Below are 13878 nucleotides of genomic sequence, written 5' to 3'. Positions count from 1 at the left end.
CATGAGGATTCGCCTTGCTATGCAGCATATTTTCATAATGCGAAACGCCATATCGCTATTTGGAAATGGAAAAAACTCCTGTTAGAATTTGGCGTCCGTCTACAAAGTGACGTAGATGCTTGCGACCCAACCCGCTAATCCGATGCTAAATTGGACAGGCGCACAAATTCAGGAGACTCAGCATGTCAGCCCAGCTCGACCAGGTTTTGGCCCAAGCCGCCAACGATCCAGATGTCATAGAAACCCAAGAATGGCTTGATGCGCTCGAAGCTGTTATTGAAACCGAAGGTCCTGAACGCGCCCACTATCTGATGGAAAGAATGGTCGACCTGGCGCGCCGCCGCGGCGCCCAGATCCCGTTTTCCAGCAATACCGCCTATGTCAACACCATCCCTGCCCACATGGGCGAGCATTGCCCGGGCGATCTGGAGATCGAAGAGCGCCTGCGCTCGTGGATGCGCTGGAATGCGATGGCGATGGTGGTCAAGGCCAACCGCCTCGACGGCGACCTCGGCGGCCACCTGTCCAGCTTTGCTTCGCTGGCCAACATGCTGGGCATCGGCTTCAACCATTTCTGGCACGCCCCTTCCGAAAACCACGGTGGCGACCTGCTGTACATCCAGGGCCACTCGTCGCCAGGCATCTACGCCCGCGCTTTCCTCGAAGGCCGCCTGACTGAAGAACAGCTGCTGCATTTCCGCCGCGAAGTCGACGGCAACGGCCTGTCTTCCTACCCGCATCCAAAGCTGATGCCGGACTTCTGGCAATTCCCTACCGTATCGATGGGCCTGGGCCCGCTGATGGCGATCTACCAGGCGCGTTTCCTCAAATACCTGCATGCACGCAGCATCGCCGACACCGCCAACCGCAAGGTCTGGGCTTTCTGCGGCGACGGCGAGATGGACGAACCGGAATCGATGGGTGCGATCGGCATGGCCGGCCGCGAGCGCCTGGACAACCTGGTGATCGTGGTCAACTGTAACCTGCAGCGCCTGGACGGTCCGGTGCGCGGCAACGGCAAGATCATCCAGGAACTGGAAAGCGATTTCCGCGGCGCCGGCTGGAACGTCGTCAAGGTGATCTGGGGCGCAGGCTGGGACGATCTGCTGGCGCGCGACAAGGAAGGCATCTTGCAGCGCGTGATGATGGAAACCGTCGACGGCGAGTACCAGAACTACAAGGCCAAGGACGGCGCATTCGTGCGCAAGCACTTCTTCGGCAAGCATCCGAAATTGCTGGAGCTGGTCAGCAAGATGTCCGACGACGACATCTGGCACCTGACCCGCGGCGGCCACGATCCGCACAAGATCTATGCTGCCTTCAAAGTGGCGCAGGAACACAAGGGCCAGCCGACTGTCTTGCTGGTCAAGAGCATCAAGGGTTACGGCTTCGGCAAGTCGGGCGAAGCGCGCAACACCGCACACAACACCAAGAAGCTGGACGACGAAGCCATCAAGGCCATGCGCGACCGCTTCCAGCTGCCGATTTCCGACGAGCAGCTGCCGAGCGTGCCGTTCTTCAAGCCATCCGACGACACCCCGGAAATGCAATACCTGCACGCCCGCCGCAAGGCGCTGGGCGGCTACCTGCCGCAACGCCGCCAGAAGGCTGACGAAGTGCTGGTGGTGCCGGAACTGTCGGCATTCAAGGGCGCCTTGGAGCCAACCGCTGAAGGCCGCGAGATTTCCACCACCCAGGCTTACGTGCGCATCCTGAACACGCTGCTGCGCGACCCTAGCCTGGGCCAGCGCGTGGTGCCTATCATGGTCGATGAATCGCGCACTTTCGGCATGGAAGGCCTGTTCCGCCAGATCGGCATCTTCAGCCAGGTCGGCCAGCTGTACGAGCCGGTCGATAAAGACCAGGTGATGTACTACCGTGAAGACAAGGCTGGCCAGATCCTGCAGGAAGGCATCAATGAAGCGGGCGGCATGAGCTCGTGGATTGCGGCGGCAACTTCCTACTCGACCAACAACCGGGTCATGATTCCGTTCTACACCTACTACTCGATGTTCGGCCTGCAGCGTATCGGCGACCTGGCCTGGGCAGCTGGCGACATGCGCGCCCGCGGCTTCCTGCTGGGCGGCACCGCCGGCCGTACTACATTGAACGGCGAAGGCTTGCAGCATGAAGACGGCCACAGCCACGTGCTGGCTTCGACCATCCCGAACTGCGTGCCTTACGATCCGACCTTCTCGCACGAAGTGGCAGTCATCATGCATGACGGCCTGCGCCGCATGGTCACCAACCAGGAAGACGTGTTCTACTACCTGACGCTGATGAACGAGAACTACAGCCATCCGGGCCTGAAGGAAGGCCAGGAAGAGGGCATCATCAAGGGCCTCTACCTGCTGCAGGAAGGCGGCAAGAAGAACAAGCAGCGCGTGCAGCTGATGGGCTCCGGCACCATCCTGCGCGAAGTCATCGAAGGCGCTGCCTTGCTGGCCAGCGACTGGGGCGTGGATGCCGATGTCTGGTCGGCGCCGTCGTTCACCCTGCTGGCGCGCGACGGCCAGGACGTGGAACGCTGGAACATGCTGCACCCGACAGATACCCCGCGCGTGGCGCACATCACCCAGTGCCTGCAAGGCACCAGCGGTCCGATCATCGTCTCCACCGACTACATGCGCACCTTTGCCGAGCAGACCCGCGCCTTCGTTCCGGCCGGGCGCACCTTCAAGGTCCTGGGCACCGACGGTTTCGGCCGTTCCGATACCCGCGCCAAGCTGCGTGAATTCTTCGAAGTCAACCGCTACTATGTGGCAGTGGCTGCATTGAAGGCGCTGGCCGATGAAGGCAAGATCAAGGCCTCGGTTGTGGCCGATGCAATTACCAAGTATGGTATCAATCCGGACAAGCCGAATCCGGTCACGCAATAAGGTACTGGTCTTAATTACTGGATAAACAGCCAGTATTAAAATTTCCACGGCTGCATATGCGGGCCTGAATTTTCTGAAAAGAAATTCAGGCCCGTAATATGCAGCGGGCAGAATGAATGGAGCTAAGCGATGAGTATGGTGGAAGTCAAAGTCCCGGATATCGGCGACGTCAGTGAAGTTGAAGTCATTGAATTGATGGTCAAGGTCGGCGACACGGTCAAGGTCGACCAGTCGCTGATCACGGTCGAATCCGACAAGGCCAGCATGGAGATCCCGTCCAGCCATGCGGGCGTGATCAAGGAATTGAAAGTCAAGCTGGGCGACAAGGTCAAGGAAGGCACTCTGGTGCTGGTGCTGGAAGCCGATGCCGCCGCAGCGACGCCGGCCAGCGCTCCGGCCGCCCCTGCGCCAGCCGCGGCGCCGGCAGCTGCTGCTCCAGCTCCTGCGCCAGCAGCAGCAAGCGCACCGGCGCCAGCGGCTCCTGCACCGGTCGCAGCAGCCCCGGCCCCGGCCAGCGGCAGCCTCCCGCACGCATCGCCATCGGTGCGCAAATTCGCGCGCGAGCTGGGCGTGGACCTGAGCAAAGTCGCCGGCACCGGCATCAAGGCCCGCATTACCCACGAAGATGTGCAGAATTACGTCAAGGGCGTGATTGCAGGCAGCGTCAGCACGAATGGTGCGGCAGCCGCAGGCAAGGGCGGCAGCGGCGTCGGCCTCGATCTGCTGGCATGGCCATCGCTGGATTTCAGCAAGCAAGGTCCGACCGAGCTGCTGCCTTTGTCGCGCATCAAGAAACTCAGCGGCCCGAACCTGCATCGCAACTGGGTCATGATCCCGCACGTCACGCAGTTCGACGAAGCCGATATCACCGAGCTGGAAGAGTTCCGCAAGCAAGCCAACGACAGCTACGCCAAGGCCAAGTCGCCGGTCAAGCTGACCATGCTGGCGTTCGTGATCAAGGCCAGCGTCGCGGCGCTGAAGAAATTCCCGGCATTCAACGCCTCGCTCGACGGCAAGGGTGAAAACCTGATCCTCAAGCAGTACTACAACATCGGCTTTGCCGCCGATACGCCGAACGGCCTGGTGGTCCCCGTGATCAAGGATGCCGACAAGAAGGGCATCGGCCAGATCGCCCAGGAAATGGGCGAATTGTCTGCGCAGGCGCGCGACGGCAAGCTGAAGCCGGCCGACATGCAAGGCGCGACCTTTACGATTTCATCGCTGGGCGGCATCGGCGGTACGGCTTTCACGCCGATCATCAATGCGCCTGAAGTAGCGATCCTGGGTTTGTCGAAAGCGTCGATGAAGCCGGTGTGGGACGGCAAGCAGTTCGTGCCGCGCCTGATGATGCCGACTTCCCTGTCCTACGACCACCGCGTGGTGGACGGCGCCATGGGTGCGCGTTTCAGCGTCTACCTGGCCGATGTCCTGGCCGACATGCGCAAGACATTGTTGTAATACCAGCGGGTGGAAAAAGATCGTCACCCTGCTTTTTCCGCCACTTGCGGTCGTTTGGCAAACCGATGGAGAACAACTATGACTACCTGTGTTGTCGTCAAAAAAAATGGGCAGATCGCGATTGCTTCGGATTCGCTGGTGACATTCGGCGATACCCGCTTGTCGCATGCCTACGAGGTCAACAACAAGATCTTCCAGGTCGGCGAATCGTATATCACCCTGGCCGGCACCGCCGCCCATTTCCCGGTGATGCGCAAGCTGCTGACCGGCATGGGCGAAGACTGCAAGCTGACTAACCGTGAAGACGTGTTCGAAACTTTTTCCAAGGTGCACGGCATCCTTAAGGATCAGTATTTCCTGAACACCAAGGAAGACGAGGACGATCCTTACGAGTCGTCGCAGATCACCGCGCTGATCGCCAATCCTTACGGCATCTTCGGGGTGTATTCGTATCGCGAGGTATTCAGTTTCGACCGTTTCTGGGGCATAGGCAGCGGCCGCAATTTCGCCCTGGGGGCGATGTATGCGGTCTACGACCAGGATATCAGCGCTCAGCGGATTGCCGAGGTCGGCATCCATGCCGGCGTCGAATTCGATAAGAGTTCTGCCACGCCGCTGCGTATCCACAGTTTTGAAATGAAATCCTGAGCGGCGCACAACGCATCGCCTACATCACACACATCGTCTTCCGGCAGGGAGAGAGAGCATGGAGCAAACGCTATGAGCATGGTTGAAGTCAAGGTCCCGGATATCGGCGACGTCAAAGAAGTGGAAGTTATCGAGCTGATGGTCAAGGTCGGCGATACGGTCAAGGTGGATCAGTCGCTGATCACTGTCGAGTCCGACAAGGCCAGCATGGAAATCCCGTCCAGCCAGGCTGGCGTCATCAAGGAAATCAAGGTCAAGGTTGGCGACAAGGTCAGCGAAGGTTCGCTGGTCCTGGTGCTGGAAGCGGCTGGCGCCGCTGCGGCGCCCGCCGTTGCTGCCGCGTCCGCGCCTGCTGCACCGGCGGCTGCTCCTGCCGCAGCGCCAGCAGCCCCTGCTGCCGGTGTCGCCAGCACGATTGAAATCAAGGTGCCGGATATCGGTGACGTCAAGGAAGTCGATGTCATCGAACTGATGGTCAAGGTCGGCGACACGGTCAAGGTCGACCAGTCGCTGATCACGGTCGAATCCGACAAGGCCAGCATGGAAATCCCATCCAGCCAGGCCGGCGTCATCAAGGAAGTCAAGGTCAAGGTCGGCGACAAGGTCAGCGAAGGTTCCGTGGTCGTGCTGCTGGAAACCACCAGCGCTGCCGCGCCTGCCGCCGCAGCCTCTTCCGCCGCAGCCCCGGCGCCGGCAGCAGCGCCGGCCGTTGCCGCGCCGGCTGCCGCCAGTTTCGGCGGCAAGGTCGATGTCGAGTGCGATACCGTGGTGCTGGGCGCCGGTCCCGGCGGCTATACCGCGGCCTTCCGCGCTGCCGACCTGGGCCAGAGCGTGGTCATGATCGAGCGTTATCCCAGCCTCGGCGGCGTGTGCCTGAACGTCGGCTGCATCCCGTCCAAAGCCTTGCTGCACGCCGCCAAGGTCATTACCGAAGCGGAAGAAATGGCGCATTTCGGCGTCAAGATGTCGGCCCCGGAAATCGATATCGATGCGCTGCGCGGCTGGAAGGAAAGCGTCATCAAGAAACTGACCGGCGGTTTGTCCGGCCTGGCCAAGGCGCGCAAAGTGCAGGTGCTGACCGGCAAGGGCGAATTCAGCTCGGCCAATACGATCACCGTGGCAACCGCGGATGGTCCAAAGGTGGTCGGCTTCAAGAACGCCATCATTGCCGCCGGTTCCTCGGTCGCCAAAATCCCTGGTTTCCCTTACGACGATCCGCGCCTGATCGATTCCACCGGCGCGCTTGAGCTGCGCCAGATTCCCAAGAAACTGCTGGTCATCGGCGGCGGCATCATCGGCCTCGAAATGGCTTGCGTGTATGACGCGCTGGGCTCCAAGGTCACCGTGGTCGAATTCGCCGACGGCCTGATCCCCGCAGCCGACCGCGATGTCGTCAAGCCGCTGCAGAAACGCATCGAGAAGCGCTACGAAGCGATCCATCTGAAGACCAAGGTGACCAAGCTGGAAGCCTTGAAAGAAGGCTTGCGCGCAACCTTTGAAGGCGCCGACAGCAGCTCGCCGGCGGCGCCGGAGCCGCAACTCTACGACATGGTGCTGGTGGCCGTGGGCCGCCGTCCTAACGGCAAGGAAATCGCGGCAGAGAAGGCTGGCGTCATCGTCAACGAGCGTGGCTTCATCCCGGCCAACAAGCAGCAGCGCACCAACGTCGCCCACATCTTCGCCATCGGCGACATCTGCGGCGATCCGATGCTGGCGCACAAGGCTACCAACGAAGCCAAGGTGGCGGCGGAAGTCATCGCCGGCCATAAGGTTGAGTTCGACGCCATGACGATTCCTTCGGTGGCTTACACCGATCCCGAAATCGCCTGGATGGGCCTGACCGAAATCGAAGCCAAGGCCAAGGGCATCCCGTTTGAAAAAGCCAATTTCCCGTGGGCGGCAAGCGGCCGCGCGCTGGCGATGGGGCGCGACGACGGCATGACCAAGCTGCTGTGGGATCCGACGACCAAACGCATCATCGGCGCCGGCATTGTCGGCGTGAATGCGGGCGAGCTGCTGGCGGAAACCGTGCTGGCGATGGAAATGGGCGCCGACCTGGAAGACCTGGCGCTGACCATCCATGCCCATCCGACCCTGTCGGAAACGCCGATGTTCGCGGCTGAAATGGGCCTGGGCACGATCACCGACCTGTTCATTCCAAAGAAGAAATAAGCATCGGCCATGGCACTGCGTTTCGGATGAAATACAGTGCACGTTGACACAAAAAAAAACGCCGCTCCGGTTTGCATCGGAGCGGCGTTTTTACTATTGGAAGTCAATCAGTCGAAATATCTGCGGACAGCTTCAAAACGCGCCGCGTAATAACTGTTGTCGAGACGGTCTATGCGCACCTTGCCGTTGGTCGACGGCGCATTGATGAAACGGCCGTCGCCGATATAGATGCCGACATGCGAAAACGGGCGGCGCATGGTATTGAAGAACACCAGGTCGCCCGGCCGCAGTTCGGCCTTGCTGATAGGACGGCCCTGGCGCGCAATGTCGGCCGCGCTGCCGCTGACCTTGAGGCCGGCCGCCTGGCGGTAGACATAGCTGACCATGCCGCTGCAATCGAGCCCGGCTTCCGGATTCTTGCCGCCGAAGCGATAGTTGGTGTCGATCAGGCCGAGCGAGTAGATGACGATATCGTTGCCTTTATCGCTGATCGGCGTGTTGTCGTCGGAGCCGGGGCGGACCGAGCCGGTGCCGCCGCAGGCTGCCAGCAACAACGCCAGGCAGCAGATAAAGAGATTTCTGATCGTCATCAAGCATCCACCCTTATTCAGTTTTACTTTTTCAACTGGCTGATCACGTCCGACAGCATCGCAATCATCTGGTCGATCTCAGCAATCGTCACATTCAGCGACGGCATGAAACGCAGCAGGTTAGGCCGCGGCGAGTTCAGCAGCAAGCCGACCGGATTCAGGTCGCGCGCGATATCGACGATCTGCGGACCGATGTCGCTGCCCAGTTTCAGCGCCCGCAGCAAGCCTTCGCCGCGTTCGCCTTCGAGTCCGTGCTTCTCGGTCAGTTTCAGCAGCTCGGCGCTCAGGTGAGCGCCCTTGTCTTTCACCGACTGCAGGAAGCCCGGCGCCAGCAAGGTTTTCAGCACTGCGGCGCCGACTGCCGTCATCAGCGGATTGCCGTTGTAGGTGCCGCCCTGGTCGCCAGCTTCAAACACGGCGATCTCTTCACGCGCCAGCAGGGCCGCCAGCGGTACGCCGCCGCCGATGCCTTTGCCGAGGGTCATGATGTCCGGCTCGATGCCCGACAACTGGTAGGCAAACAATTCGCCGGTGCGGCCCATGCCCGATTGCACCTCGTCGACGATCAGCAGGATGCCGTGCTTCCTGGTCAGTTCGCGCAAGCCCTGCATGAATTCGCGGGTCGCCGGGATCACGCCGCTTTCGCCTTGCACCGGTTCCAGCATGACGGCGACCGTCTTGTCGTTGATCAGCTGTTCGACGCTGGCCAGGTCGTTCAGTTCCGCTTTCGGGAAGCCCGGCACCTGCGGTGCGAAAATCGTATCCCAGCCCGGCTTGCCGCTGGCCGACATGGTGGCCAGGGTGCGGCCGTGGAAGCTGTGGTTGAACGTGATGATTTCAAAGCGGTTGTGGCCGGCCTGGTTGGGATTCTTCTTGCCCCATTTGCGCGCCAGCTTGATCGCGCCTTCGTTGGCTTCGGCGCCGCTGTTGGTGAAAAACACGCGGTCGAAGCAGGAGTTGGCGGTCAGCAGGTTGGCCAGTTCAATCGATGGCGCATTGTAGAAAGCGGGCGAAGGATTGAGAATCTTCTTCGATTGCGCGACCAGGGCATCCTGGATGCATTGCGGAGAATGGCCCAGTGCATTGACTGCCCAGCCCTGCAGATAATCCAGATAGCGCTTGCCGGTGTGATCCGTCATCCACATGCCGTCGCCTTCAGTAAACACCAGGGGAGGACGGTTGGTGATGTACATCAGGTCGTTAACCGGGTATTCGCTGAATTCCATTGCATTACTCCTAAATATCCTAAATGAGGGCAAAAAAAAACCACAGGCAACGCCTGTGGCTTCGTGATCAGACAGCGTTCACGCGCACGGCTTACCTGGCAAAGGTAATGAAATATGGCGTCGCAACAAGGTCTGGGTCATGTTCATGACGCAAATATTAGGACTTTTTGTGTGGTGCGTCAAAAAAAACTTTGATCGAGACTGGCCGATTTCAAGGCAGGAGCATATTTCCCCGGCCTTCCGGCTGATGCGAAGCGCCCATCGGAAAGAATATCAAAATAGTTCTTAAAAGCAATTAAATCTGATATCTTTCATGATTATCCTTTTTGAGCAGGCTAATGCTGTTGTATTTGCATGCTGGCAAGAGAGGTCGCTATGAATGATTTGAGTCGACGTATCATGACGGGATCAGGGAGCGTCAGTCCGATGCGGGGTTTTATGCGGCCGCAACCGTATTCCGGGATACGGCTGCTGTTGTTGCTGCTGGCGCTGCTGACAGTAGCCATTTACGCATTTCGGGAAAATGGTTTTTGGCAATTTCCCAATTTTCATTTTGCTCAATTGACAAAGCATGCCGAGCTCGCAAAGCGCGTAAAGCGCGTGCAGCCTGCGGCGATTCCGGCTGTAAGCGCGGCTGACAGCACTGCGGCGGAAAATGATCCTATGCCGTCCGTAGCGGCTAAGCCAGTTGAGGACGAGCCGAACATCGACCTGCATCCGGCACGGGAGCCGGAGCAGGTAAAAGCCCATTTGAAAACACGTCCGATGCAGCGCTTGCATCGGCAGACGCGCGTGGCGAACGCAAGTACGGGCGCGCCTGTCGACGACGCTCTGCCGGAAGTGCCAGCGGTGAGCATAGAGTCGCGCGATCAGGAGCCGGGGCCGCGGCAGGAAGTAACACTCACGCATCACGTGCGTCTGACGCCTGGCTCTCCCAACTAGCAGTGCGGAAGGAGCAGAGAACGCCGCCGCCGCTTCGCGTTAGTCAAGCAGCGAGGTCAGCTTCCGAAGTAAACGAGTCCGCATAAAACTCTTCCGCCGGCAATTTGCACAGGGCGACAAAATCGCGCTGCGCCGATTCCACCACCACCGGCGCGCCGCAGGCATACACCTGGTAGGCGGACAGGTCCGGCAGATCGTCCATCACCGCCTGGTGCACGAAGCCGCTGCGGCCCTGCCACTGGTCTTCCGGCAGCGCATTCGAAATCACCGGCACGAACTTGAAGTTCGGCAGCGTCGCCGCCCATTCCTCGCACAACGCCATCATGTACAAATCTTGCGGACGGCGGCCGCCCCAGTACAAGGTGATCGGCCGTTGCGAGCCGGTATGGGCGCATTGCTCGACCAACGCCTTGATCGGCGCGAAGCCGGTGCCGGAAGCGAGCAGCACCATCGGCTTGTCCGAATCTTCGCGCAGGAAGAAAGTGCCGAGCGGGCCTTCCATGCGCAGGATGTCGCGCTCTTTCAGGGTGCTGAACACCTGGTCGGTAAACAGGCCGCCCGGCATGTGGCGGATATGCAGTGTCAGGTGCTCGTCCTTGTAGGGGGCGTTGGCCATGCTGTAGCTGCGGCGCTTGCCGTCGCGCAGGATGAACTCGATATACTGGCCGGCCAGGTATTGCAGGCGCTCATTGGCCGGCAGTTGCAGCGACAGCACGACCACGTCGTCGGCCACCTTGTCGATCTTGGCTACCCGGGTCGGCATTTTACGCACCGGGAATTCACCGATGCCGGCTACTTCGCGCGCCTCGATGGTGACGTCGGAATGCGGCGTGGCGCAACAGAACAGGGCGAAGCCCGCCTGTTCTTCCTTCACCGGCAGCGCTTTTTCCTGGTGTGCGCCATGGCTGATTTCGCCGTCCAGCAGCTTGCCCTTGCAGGAACTGCAGGCGCCGTTCTTGCAGCCGTAAGGCAGGCCGACGCCGGCGCGTATTGCCGCGTTGAGGATGGTTTCGCCGTCGTCGCAAGTAAATTGTCGGCCGCTAGGCTGAACCGTTATCTGAAAACTCATACAATCCTGTAATGAAAAATATAAATATAAAACCCCGCCATAGCGATAAGCTTGGCAAGCCGCGCCTGCTGATTCTCGGCTGCGGCGATGTCGGGCTGCGTTTGTTGCAGCTGCTGCAACATCGGTTCCGTGTCTTCGCGGTCACCAGCCAGCCGGCCCGCTGTGCCGAGCTGCGTGCCGCGGGGGCGATTCCGCTGGTGGCAGATCTTGATCAACCGTCAACATTAGGGCGCCTGGCGCGTCTGGCGCAGATAGTCGTGCATCTGGCGCCGCCGCAGTCGGCCGGCGAAAAAGACCGGCGCACCCGCAATCTGGCCGCCATTTTACCCGAGCGCGCCACTCTTGTTTATATCAGCACCACCGGCGTCTACGGCGATTGCGGCGGCGCGCTGATCGACGAAACCCGTGTGCTGGCCCCGCACAACGGCCGCGCCATGCGCCGTGTCGATGCGGAACAGGTGCTGCGCGCCTGGGCCCGGCGCCGCAACGGCCGGCTGGCGATCCTGCGCGTGCCGGGCATTTACGCGGCCAGCCGCCTGCCGCTGGAACGTTTGCACAAGGCGACCCCAGCCCTGATCGCTGAAGACGACGTATACACCAACCATATCCATGCCGACGACCTGGCGCGGATTATCGCCGCCGCACTGTTCAAGGCAGCGCCGTTGCGGGTCTACCACGCCAGCGACGATTCCCGCCTGAAGATGGCGGAATATTTCGACCTGGTGGCCGAGGCCTTCGGCCTGCCGTCTCCGCCGCGGCTGCCGCGCGCCGAACTGGCGCAGGTGGTGTCGCCGATGTTGCTATCGTTTATGTCGGAATCGCGCCGCCTGCAAAACCGGCGCATCAAGCTGGAGCTGGGGGTGCGCCTGCGCTTTCCTGACGTTGCAGCGGCTTTGCCAGCGCTGGCGGCGGAGCAGGCGGCCAAGCCTGGCAGCTAAAGTCAGCTTCTATGCGAAGGTTTTATATCTGTTTTTTGCATAAGCATAGAAGTTATAAGTTGTTGTAAGCCGGAAAGTTGACCGATAAAGTGAAAAGTAAATAAAAAATCCACTTTATATGCGCCCGCCGACTAAGGCGCTGCAACTTCCCTATGCAATTATCTTTCAAGCACGTCAACAAGCAGTTCTCCGGCTTGCCGGTGATCGCCGATTTCAGCCGCGAAATCGGCGAGGGCGAACTGGTCGCGCTGGTCGGACCTTCCGGCTGCGGCAAATCGACGCTGCTGCATCTGGCGGCCGGCCTCGGCGTTCCCAGCAGCGGCGCGGTACTGGCCGACGGCAAGGGGATCAAGGGGCCGCACCCCGAACGCATGCTGATGTTCCAGGAAAATGCCTTGTATCCATGGCTGACGCTGGAAGCGAACGTCGCGCTGGCGCTCGAGCTGCAAAAGGTCGGCAAGGCGAGTGCTCGCCAGCAGGCGCGCGACTGGCTCGCCAAAGTCAGCCTGCAGGGTTTCGAGGCCTACTATCCGCACCAGGTGTCGGGCGGCATGCGGCAGCGGGCGGCGCTGGCGCGTGCTTTCATCAGCAAGCCGAAAGTGCTGTTGCTGGACGAGCCGTTCGGCGCGCTCGATGCCTTGACCCGCATGACCTTGCAGGATTCCCTGCGCCAGCTGATCCGGGAGGAACGTCCGACCGTGCTGCTGGTCACGCACGATGTCGACGAAGCCTTGTTCCTGGCCGACCGCATCCTGGTGTTCAGCCCGCGTCCGGCCACGGTGCTGCGCGAGTTCAAGCTGAACCGGCATGAGAAGACCCACGATCTGTCCGAATTTGCCGCCACCCGGCGGGAGATTCTTTGCCTGCTCGGGATCCATGCGGAGCAGGATGCATTCGTAAAAAAACTTGAGGATATCGCTGCATGAGATTCATAAAATTCGTCAACCTCGGATTCAAATCATTCTTGCTGCTGCCGGCGCTGTTGCTGGCGCTGGCAGGCCATGCCTCGGCCGCGGAAAAATTCAAGATCGGCTATCTGCGCGTGATGGACGATGCGCAGGCGATCGCCGCGTTTGAAGGCGGCTTCTACAAGAAGCATGGCCTCGATGTCGAGCTGATCGAATTCAAATCCGGCACCGACCTGATCAAGGCCATTGTCGGCGGCCAGCTCGATAGCGGCGTGCTCGGCTTTACCAACGCCGCGGCCTGGGCTTCCAAGGGCGCCGACCTGAAAGTGGTGGCCGGCGCCCAGCACGGCTATCACGCGCTGGTGGTGCGCGAAGATAGCGGCATCAAGGATGTCGCCGGACTCAAGGGACATACCCTGGCGTCGCAGGCGGAAGGCAGCACCGCCGACACCGTGCTGAAAGGCGTGACGCTGAAGAACGCCGGCCTGAAAGCCGATGATGTCAACATCCTCGGCGTCAGCCCGCAGGTAGCGGTGCAGTCGCTGGTCGGCAAGCGCGTCGACGCCGCTTTCCTGTTCGAACCGCAGGCCAGCATTGCGAAACTGGTGGCGCCGGTCAAGCAGATCTATGAAGTCGGCGAAGTCTGGCCTTTCCCTTGCATGGTGGTGATCACTTCCGGCGAGACGCTGGCGAAGCGGCGCGAAGCCGTCTGGAAATCGCTGGACGCGCAACGCGAGGCGATCGACCTGCTGCAGAAAGATCCGGCCGGGGCGTCCAGGCTGATCGCCGGCTATTTCATCGCCGACCCGACCCTGAAAACCCTGAAGCATGGCGACCTGCCGCGCGAGGCGGTGATCAGCGACGCCATCAAGAGCCAGACCTTCAGCGCCGTGCTCACTGCAAAGGAACTGGCGCGCATGCAGGAACTGGCGAACATCCTGCAACAGCAGGGTTCGCTGAAAACGCGCGACGGCAAGCCGTTCAACGTCAACGCGATCATCGATCTCGACTGGCAAAAGGACCGCAAGCTGTGAGCTCCCTGCAGGCC

11 protein-coding genes are annotated in these 13878 nt (G+C 60.6%); 8 read left to right on the top strand and 3 right to left on the bottom strand.

Annotation, left to right across the window (positions count from 1 at the left end):
• Positions 1–182: 182 nt before the first annotated feature.
• The 4 genes from aceE to lpdA all read left to right on the top strand — a co-directional run bounded on the left by aceE (position 183) and on the right by lpdA (position 7157).
• A complete protein-coding gene (gene aceE / locus KHU30_RS14930; protein WP_211443423.1) occupies positions 183–2879 on the top strand; it encodes a pyruvate dehydrogenase (acetyl-transferring), homodimeric type in 2697 nt (898 codons plus the stop codon).
• Positions 2880–3008: 129 nt separating this feature from the next.
• Positions 3009–4337: a dihydrolipoyllysine-residue acetyltransferase gene (aceF, locus tag KHU30_RS14925; protein WP_211443422.1), complete on the top strand. Its 1329-nt coding sequence runs from the start codon at positions 3009–3011 to the stop codon at positions 4335–4337.
• A gap of 78 nt (positions 4338–4415) precedes the next feature.
• A complete protein-coding gene (locus KHU30_RS14920) occupies positions 4416–4985 on the top strand; it encodes an Ntn hydrolase family protein (RefSeq protein WP_211443421.1) in 570 nt (189 codons plus the stop codon).
• Between the two features lie 72 nt (positions 4986–5057).
• Positions 5058–7157: a dihydrolipoyl dehydrogenase gene (gene lpdA / locus KHU30_RS14915; protein ID WP_211443420.1), complete on the top strand. Its 2100-nt coding sequence runs from the start codon at positions 5058–5060 to the stop codon at positions 7155–7157.
• A gap of 107 nt (positions 7158–7264) precedes the next feature.
• Here the strand turns inward: lpdA and KHU30_RS14910 are convergent, their stop codons facing one another.
• Together KHU30_RS14910 and KHU30_RS14905 are read right to left on the bottom strand one after the other, a co-directional pair.
• The gene (locus KHU30_RS14910) at positions 7265–7747 is read right to left on the bottom strand and encodes a C40 family peptidase (RefSeq protein WP_230411185.1); all 483 of its coding nucleotides are present in this window, start codon (positions 7745–7747) and stop codon (positions 7265–7267) included.
• A gap of 23 nt (positions 7748–7770) precedes the next feature.
• Positions 7771–8973, bottom strand: coding sequence for an acetylornithine transaminase (locus tag KHU30_RS14905; RefSeq protein ID WP_211443419.1), 1203 nt, complete (start codon positions 8971–8973; stop codon positions 7771–7773).
• Between the two features lie 375 nt (positions 8974–9348).
• Here KHU30_RS14905 and KHU30_RS14900 point away from each other — a divergent pair, with 375 nt between their 5' ends.
• Complete coding sequence (locus KHU30_RS14900) at positions 9349–9915, top strand: hypothetical protein (protein ID WP_211443418.1); 567 nt, start codon at positions 9349–9351, stop codon at positions 9913–9915.
• A gap of 43 nt (positions 9916–9958) precedes the next feature.
• On the opposite strand, the gene KHU30_RS14895 is transcribed toward KHU30_RS14900, so the two are convergent.
• The gene (locus tag KHU30_RS14895; protein WP_211443417.1) at positions 9959–10984 is read right to left on the bottom strand and encodes a CDP-6-deoxy-delta-3,4-glucoseen reductase; all 1026 of its coding nucleotides are present in this window, start codon (positions 10982–10984) and stop codon (positions 9959–9961) included.
• 11 nt (positions 10985–10995) lie between these two features.
• On the opposite strand from KHU30_RS14895, the gene KHU30_RS14890 reads away from it, so the two are divergent.
• The 3 genes from KHU30_RS14890 (at position 10996) to KHU30_RS14880 (ending at position 13864) form a co-directional block, all read left to right on the top strand.
• Positions 10996–11922, top strand: coding sequence for an NAD-dependent epimerase/dehydratase family protein (locus KHU30_RS14890; RefSeq protein WP_211443416.1), 927 nt, complete (start codon positions 10996–10998; stop codon positions 11920–11922).
• Positions 11923–12074: 152 nt separating this feature from the next.
• Positions 12075–12848 (top strand): ABC transporter ATP-binding protein, encoded by a 774-nt coding sequence (locus KHU30_RS14885; RefSeq protein WP_211443415.1) that lies wholly within the window; start codon positions 12075–12077, stop codon positions 12846–12848.
• Positions 12845–13864, top strand: coding sequence for an ABC transporter substrate-binding protein (locus KHU30_RS14880; RefSeq protein ID WP_211443414.1), 1020 nt, complete (start codon positions 12845–12847; stop codon positions 13862–13864). Before KHU30_RS14885 ends, KHU30_RS14880 begins: the two co-directional genes overlap by 4 nt.
• Positions 13865–13878: the final 14 nt, after the last annotated feature.

The sequence above is a fragment of the Collimonas humicola genome, assembly GCF_018304945.1.
Lineage (GTDB): Bacteria > Pseudomonadota > Gammaproteobacteria > Burkholderiales > Burkholderiaceae_D > Collimonas > Collimonas humicola.
Note: the sequence above shows the minus strand (reverse complement) of the source record. Positions and strands in the feature narration are given on the sequence as shown.

What these genes read in the sequence shown, in the direction of transcription:
- aceE (WP_211443423.1), top strand. Translation starts at nt 183, where the DNA reads ATGTCAGCCCAGCTCGACCAGGTTTTGGCCCAAGCCGCCAACGATCCA.
- aceF (WP_211443422.1), top strand. Translation starts at nt 3,009, where the DNA reads ATGAGTATGGTGGAAGTCAAAGTCCCGGATATCGGCGACGTCAGTGAA.
- KHU30_RS14920 (WP_211443421.1), top strand. Translation starts at nt 4,416, where the DNA reads ATGACTACCTGTGTTGTCGTCAAAAAAAATGGGCAGATCGCGATTGCT.
- lpdA (WP_211443420.1), top strand. Translation starts at nt 5,058, where the DNA reads ATGAGCATGGTTGAAGTCAAGGTCCCGGATATCGGCGACGTCAAAGAA.
- KHU30_RS14910 (WP_230411185.1), bottom strand. Translation starts at nt 7,747, where the DNA reads ATGACGATCAGAAATCTCTTTATCTGCTGCCTGGCGTTGTTGCTGGCA.
- KHU30_RS14905 (WP_211443419.1), bottom strand. Translation starts at nt 8,973, where the DNA reads ATGGAATTCAGCGAATACCCGGTTAACGACCTGATGTACATCACCAAC.
- KHU30_RS14900 (WP_211443418.1), top strand. Translation starts at nt 9,349, where the DNA reads ATGAATGATTTGAGTCGACGTATCATGACGGGATCAGGGAGCGTCAGT.
- KHU30_RS14895 (WP_211443417.1), bottom strand. Translation starts at nt 10,984, where the DNA reads ATGAGTTTTCAGATAACGGTTCAGCCTAGCGGCCGACAATTTACTTGC.
- KHU30_RS14890 (WP_211443416.1), top strand. Translation starts at nt 10,996, where the DNA reads ATGAAAAATATAAATATAAAACCCCGCCATAGCGATAAGCTTGGCAAG.
- KHU30_RS14885 (WP_211443415.1), top strand. Translation starts at nt 12,075, where the DNA reads ATGCAATTATCTTTCAAGCACGTCAACAAGCAGTTCTCCGGCTTGCCG.
- KHU30_RS14880 (WP_211443414.1), top strand. Translation starts at nt 12,845, where the DNA reads ATGAGATTCATAAAATTCGTCAACCTCGGATTCAAATCATTCTTGCTG.